A 6,137-nucleotide genomic window follows, 5' to 3' on the forward strand; every position below is an offset into this window, starting at 1 on the left:
GGCGCACGGCCGCAGGGGCAGCCGTGCGCCGGTGACGTTCGGTCGGGTCAGGACAGGTCACGGGGCGCTGTCGAGGTGGTCGGCGACCAGCGCGGCGAACTCGTCGGGGGTGGCGAGGCGAATGCCGAGGGACTCGGCCTTGACCCGCTTGGATCCGGCGTTCTCTCCGGCGACGACCAGGGTGGTCTTCTTCGAGACGCTGGAGGAGGAGCGGCCGCCGGCGCGCTCGATGAGCTCGTTCATCTGGTTGCGGCTGAGCTTCTCCAGTGCCCCGGTCATCGCGCCGGTGACCACGACGGTCATCCCGGCCAGCGCCCCGCCCGCGACCTCCGCCCCGCCCGCGACCTCCGCCGCGTGCGCGCCCTCCGAGCCGTCGCCTTCGACTTCGCCGCCGCCTTCGGCAGTCTCGGTCGTCGTCGTCGGCGGGGCGGGCGGGGTGGCGCCCGGCTCGGTCATGTTCACACCCGCCGCGGCGAGCTTGTCGATGAGCGGGGCGAGTTCGACGAGTTCGGCGACGATGGACGGGGCCTTCTCCGTGCCGATGCCGTCGACCTGCTGGATCGCCTCGGCGTCGGCGGCCCGCAGGTGGTCCATGGTGGCGAAGTACCGGGCGATACGGCGGGACATGGAGCGGCCGGTGCCGCGGACGCCGAGCGCGCACAGCACCCTCGACAGCGGCTGCGCCTTGGCCGCGCCGATCGCGGCGAGCAGGTTGTCGGTGCTGGTCTCCCCCATCCGCTCCAGCCCCAGCAGCTGCTCACGGGTGAGGGCGAACAGGTCGGCCAGGTCCGCGACCAGGCCCGCTTCGACGAGTTGGACGACGCGGGTGTGGCCGAGGCCCTCGATGTCGAGCTGGTCACGGCCCGCGGCGTAGGAGAGGGAGGCGACGAGGTGGCAGTCGCGGCCGTTCTCACAGCGCCAGCGCTGCTCGCCGGTGTCGATGCCCGAGCCGCACCGCGGGCACGTCTCGGGGAAGACGATGGGCTGTTCGTCGCCGGTGCGCAGATGGGCGACGGGGGCTTCGACGCGTGGGATGACGTCGCCCGCCCGGTGGACCATGACATGGTCGCCCAGCCGAAGGTCGCGGCGGGTGATGTCGGCCGGGTTGTGGAGAGTGGCGTAGGTGATGGTGGAGCCGTCGATCTCCACCGGCTCCAGGACGGCGCGGGGGGCGATGATGCCGGTGCGGCCCACGTTCCACTCCACCGCCAGCAGCCGGGTGATCTTCTCCACGGCCCGCAGCTTGTACGCGGTCGCCCAGCGCGGGGCCCGCGAACCCGATCCGGCGGCCTGCTGGTCGGCCGCCAGGTCGGCCTTGACGACGATCCCGTCGATCCCGAACGGCAGCGAGGCGCGCAGGGCGGCGATCTCCGTCACCCGGGCCAGGACCTCGTCGACCGTGTCGGCGGTGACGCCGGGCACGGCGGTGGTGGCCGTGGTGTTCACCCCGTACGCGGCCGCCCGGGCCATGAGCTCGCTGTGGGCGCACTGCGCCAGCGTCTCGGCCGCCGCCGGCTCGGTGTCGGCGAGGGGCAGCAGGCCGTAGCCGAAGAAGGTCATCGGGACGGTGTAGGCGCGTTCTCTGGCACGCAGGGTGCCGGCGGCGGCGTTGCGCGGGTTGGCGAACGGCGCGCCGCCGTGCGCGGTGCGTACCTCGTTGGCGTGCTCGAACTGCTCGGTCGTCATCAGGACTTCGCCGCGCACCTCCACGGTGACCGGCTCCGCCAGCTCGTCCGGCAGCCCGACGACGGTGCCGATCGCGTGCGAGACGTCCTCCCCTGCCGTCCCGTCGCCCCGGGTGATCAGCCGCGTCAGTCGGCCACGGGTGTAGCGGGCCGCGATCGCCAGACCGTCCAGCTTCGGCTCCACGCTGTAGCGCGCTGCCTCCCGGCCGATGCGCCGGGTCAGCGAAGCGGTCCAGGCGGTGAACTCCTCGGGCGAGAACACGTTGTCCAGGCTCAGCATCGGCGCCGTGTGCGGGACGTCGCCCTCCACGGCGCCGCCGGCCACCTTCCCGGTCGGCGAATCGGCCAGCACCTGTTCGGGGTGCTCGGCCTCCCACACCGCGATGGCCCGCACCAGCCGGTCGTAGGCGTCGTCGTCCAGCCCCGACGTACCGGCCGCGTAATAGGCGGCCGACGCCTTCACCGCATCCTCGACCGCCTGCGCGTAGGCGACGGCATCCACAATCACTGCACCGGGTGTAGTCATGGCCGACATCCTGCCTCCCACCACTGACAACGCCCCGGAACGCCGGTGCGGCCGACGCTGCGGCGGCCTACCGGGACGTCACCGACCGGCCGCCTTCGCCGCGTACGTGTCGACGGCCTGATCCTGTACTCGTGACACCACATCTCGGGTGTCGCCGGTGCCCATCGTGAGCACCACGTGGTAGCGGTCGCCGACGAGCAGGACGAAGTTCTCCGCGTAGACCTCCCGCCCGTCGTCGGCCGTCCAGGTGAACGTGCCTTCGGCCATGGCACTGTCCCCGACGTCGATCCGCCGCATTCCGGTCGACGTGGCCCACGTCGAGTCCCGGTAGGCGGCCAACTCCGCCTCGACCTCCTTCTGATACGTGACGGGGTCGTCGGAGCCCGTGGCAGTGGTGTCGCGTCCGGGGACGACGATCAATGTGCAGTCGTCGCCCTTCGTGTACGTGTACTGCCCGTCGCCGTTCTTGTCGTGCCGTTGCCAGCCGGCCGGAACCTGGATGCTGAACTCCGGCTCCTGGACGTGCGCATACCCCTTCGCCGCCTTCACCGCCGTCGACGCCGTCTGTGGCGTCGCGGTCGGTCGCCCCGAGCCGGCGTTCGACTCGGCCGTCGTCGAACTGCCCGACGTCGGCTTGCCCTGCGTCGGCTCGTCGCCGTCGTCGCCCAGCAGTTGCACTCCGAGCGGAGTGACCACCAGCAGGACGGCCGCGGCAGCCGCTCCCAGCCATCGACGCCGTTGCCCCAGCGGTCCGCCGGCCCGTGCGATCGCCTGCTCCGGCTGCTCCGGCTGATCGGGCGGCTCGACCTGCTCCGGGTGCTCCGGCGGCTCGACCGTCTGCGGTTGCTCTGGAGGCTCGACCGTCTGCGGTTGCCCAGGAGGCTCGACCGTCTGCGGTTGCTCTGGAGGCTCGACCGTCTGCGGTTGCCCAGGAGGCTCGACCGTCTGCGGTTGCCCAGGAGGCTCGACCGTCTGCGGTTGCCCAGGAGGCTCGACCGTCTGCGGTTGCCCAGGAGGCTGGGGCTGCTCCGGTTGTTTCGGCTGCTCCGGTTGTTTCGGCTGCTCCGGCTCGGAGGCCGCCCGGTTGCGCACCAGGGCGATGTTGTGGCCCGCGTTGCGGGCCCGCTGCTGGGGAAGGGGACGGGCCTTCGCTTCCAGCTCCCTGCGCACGTGCCAGAACAGGGTCTCCATCTCCAGCAGGTCCGAACCGTGCGGGATCCCATGGTCCATGGCCTTGAGGAGTTCGCCGGTGAACGCGGTGTGTCTCTCCTTCGCCGGGGCCCAGGCCAGTTTGGTCTCCGCGGAGGCGGTCATCAGGTAGGTGCCCTCGACCACGGCATGGTCGGCCATCTCGACCGGCGCTCCCATGTGCCCGACCAGCGCCCGCCCGCTGTAGCAGCAGTCCAGGATCACCACTTTGCTCGTGGCCGTGGACACCTCGACCAGTTCGTGGCGCAGGGCCTCGTACGGCACCGCCCAGTGGAGCCGCCCGGCGTGCGACTCCGGGAGGGCCAGATAGAGGTCGCCCTTCGGGGAGACGAGCCCATGGCCGGCGAAGTACACCAACAAGGCGTCCTCAGCCTCGGCCACGGCGGCCTGCACGGCGTCCAGCACGGCCGCCGGGGCCTGCGGGTTCAGCAGGACCCTGCAGTGGTCCGGGCCACGCAGGCCCCACAGCTCGGGGTCGCTCAGCAGCGCCGCCAGATCGTTGACGTTGTTGGTCACCGACGGAAGTCCGGGCAGGAGGCTGTAGCTGTCCACTCCGACGACCACGGCACGGGATTTCGCCGGGTCGGGCAGCGGTCTCACGCGTCGCTCCCCGCCCCGTCGCCGGTTGCGTTCCCCGTCCCGTCGCCGGTTGCGTTCCCCGTCCCGCCGCCGGTTGCGTTCCCCGTCCCGCCGCCGGACTCGCCCGTCGCGTCGTCGGCAGGGTCACCGGCGGAGGCCGAGGCGAGCGCCTCCACGATGCGGCGGATCGTGTCCTCCGACGCGTCGTGGACGGTGATCGAACCGCCGCCGACGCTGATGGTGATCGGCGGAGCGGCCGGGCGCGCGGTGCGCCAGGCCGCGTAGGACAGCGCCAGGTTCAGGGCCGTGAGGCCCTGGCCGAGAACCATGTCGATGATCTCGACCGTTCCCATGGTGGTGACCGACTGTTCGCGCGGCACCAGTTCCAGCACCGAGTGGCGTCGGACGTCCGAGTCCTGGCGCAGCCACCGGTACAGATCGGGGACCGTCCCGTGGTCGTCCTCGGCGGTCGTCTCGATCCGGATCCGCATGTTCTCCCCCTGCCGTTCCCTCGCACGCCCACGATAGGGAAGGCCTGACGTGCAGGCAGTCGCAACTCGACTCTTCGTCCGTCGACTTGACGCGCCATCATATAGTTGCCGAACGGCACGCGGTGATCCCTTGTCCCACGCCGCGCGGCCGGAGACCCCACTGGAAAGGCACGACCCTGCGGAACGAACCGCACAGCCGCACCGACGACGCGTCCGCCGCCCTGTCCTCGCCCCGCCGGTCGGCGTTCTCCCCCGCGGCCGACGTCATCGGCTCGGAACTCGACCTGCGGATGACCGGCAGCCATGTCGTGCACGCGCTGACCCCCGGCTTCTGCGACGCGGCCTCCGTGTTCCTCCTGGAGCGCTGGCGGGTCGAGGAGCACGCGCACGTCGGCGTGGACCCGCCCCGGATCGAGGCGCGCCGGATCGCACTGCGCGTCGGGCCGGGCGCACTGGAGGACTGGGAGAGGATGCTGCCGGTCGGCGAGGTGCTCGCCTTCCCTCGCGACACGCCCCACGCTCGTGCGCTCGCCGCCGGGCACGCGCAGGTCCTCGACGCTGTGGACCCGCACACGTCCGAGCGGCTCATCGCCTCCGGGGACGGTGCGGCGCGTACCGTCGACCTGCTGCGGGTGGCGTCCTTCCTCGTCGTGCCGCTGCGGCTGCGGGACGTGGCGATCGGCTTCGTGACCTGTACGCGAGGACCGGACCGGGCGTCGTTCACCCCCGCGGACGTGGCCGCCGTGGAGGCGCTGGCCGCGCGGGCCGCCGTCGCCCTGGACAACGCGCGCCGGTACGAGCGCGAGCGGCGCACCGCGCTGGCCATCCGCAACAGTCTGCCGGCCGGCACGGCCCAGGAGTTCGAGGGCTGCCGCACCGCGCACGGCTGTCTGCCCGCGGGGCAGGGCAACCTCGTCGGCGGTGACTGGTCCGATGTGCTGCGACGGCCGGGTGACCGGGTGAGTCTGATCGTCGGGGACGCCATGGGGCACGGTCCGGAGTCGGCCGTAGCGATGATCCAACTGCGCACCGCGGTCCGTACGTTGGCGGCGCTCGACATCCCGGCGGCCGATCTCATAGGCCGACTCGACACGCTCGCCGGGGACTCCCCCGGCGTCTCCTTCGCGACCTGCATCTACGCCGAGTGGGACGCCCGGCAGCGCACCTGCACACTGGTCGGGGCGGGCCACCCGCCCCCGCTGCTGCGCGGCCCGGACGGTCTGACGGCCCCCGTCACGCTGACCGGGGCGGGACTGCCCCTCGGCCTCGGTGCGGGCAGCTATGAGGAAACCGTGCTGAGCGTGCCGGATCCGGCTCTGCTGGTGCTCTACAGCGACGGTCTGGTCGAGTCCCGGGACGCCGACATCGACCAGGAGATCAGCCGCCTCGCGCGGACGGTGGACGCGGCGGCCGCCGTCGAGCCGGTCGGCGGCGACGGTCAGGACGCGCTGCCGTCGCTGCCGTCCCTGTGCCATCGGCTCCTGCACGCGCCCTCCGGCGCGGCCGGAGCCGACGACCGCACCCTGCTGCTGGCCGAACTCACGCCCGTCGGCTGCTAGTGCCGCGGCAGGCAACGTTTGCCCGTCAAGGAGCGGCGTCCGGTGCGTGCTCTCGGTGTGCCGGCCGGAAGTCCTCGTACTGGACGTA

At 72.2% G+C, this 6,137-nt stretch carries 4 protein-coding genes; 1 reads left to right on the top strand and 3 read right to left on the bottom strand.

Annotation, left to right across the window (positions count from 1 at the left end; genetic code table 11):
• Positions 1 to 57 precede the first annotated feature (57 nt).
• The 3 genes from ligA to AB0J04_RS45080 all read right to left on the bottom strand — a co-directional run bounded on the left by ligA (position 58) and on the right by AB0J04_RS45080 (position 4,490).
• A complete protein-coding gene (gene ligA / locus AB0J04_RS45070; protein WP_363174534.1) occupies positions 58 to 2,211 on the bottom strand; it encodes an NAD-dependent DNA ligase LigA in 2,154 nt (717 codons plus the stop codon).
• Positions 2,212 to 2,289: 78 nt separating this feature from the next.
• Positions 2,290 to 4,020 (bottom strand): caspase family protein, encoded by a 1,731-nt coding sequence (locus AB0J04_RS45075; RefSeq protein ID WP_363174535.1) that lies wholly within the window; start codon positions 4,018 to 4,020, stop codon positions 2,290 to 2,292.
• Positions 4,017 to 4,490, bottom strand: a complete 474-nt coding sequence (locus AB0J04_RS45080; protein WP_363174536.1) for a hypothetical protein — start codon at positions 4,488 to 4,490, stop codon at positions 4,017 to 4,019. The genes AB0J04_RS45075 and AB0J04_RS45080 overlap by 4 nt, the downstream gene beginning before the upstream one ends.
• 122 nt (positions 4,491 to 4,612) lie before the next feature.
• Here AB0J04_RS45080 and AB0J04_RS45085 point away from each other — a divergent pair, with 122 nt between their 5' ends.
• The gene (locus AB0J04_RS45085) at positions 4,613 to 6,049 is read left to right on the top strand and encodes a PP2C family protein-serine/threonine phosphatase (RefSeq protein ID WP_363174537.1); all 1,437 of its coding nucleotides are present in this window, start codon (positions 4,613 to 4,615) and stop codon (positions 6,047 to 6,049) included.
• The last annotated feature ends 88 nt before the right edge of the window (positions 6,050 to 6,137 follow it).

Origin of the sequence: Streptomyces sp. NPDC050263, assembly GCF_040655955.1 — a bacterium.
Lineage (GTDB): Bacteria > Actinomycetota > Actinomycetes > Streptomycetales > Streptomycetaceae > Streptomyces.

What these genes read in the sequence shown, in the direction of transcription:
- ligA (WP_363174534.1), bottom strand. Translation starts at nt 2,211, where the DNA reads ATGACTACACCCGGTGCAGTGATTGTGGATGCCGTCGCCTACGCGCAG.
- AB0J04_RS45080 (WP_363174536.1), bottom strand. Translation starts at nt 4,490, where the DNA reads ATGCGGATCCGGATCGAGACGACCGCCGAGGACGACCACGGGACGGTC.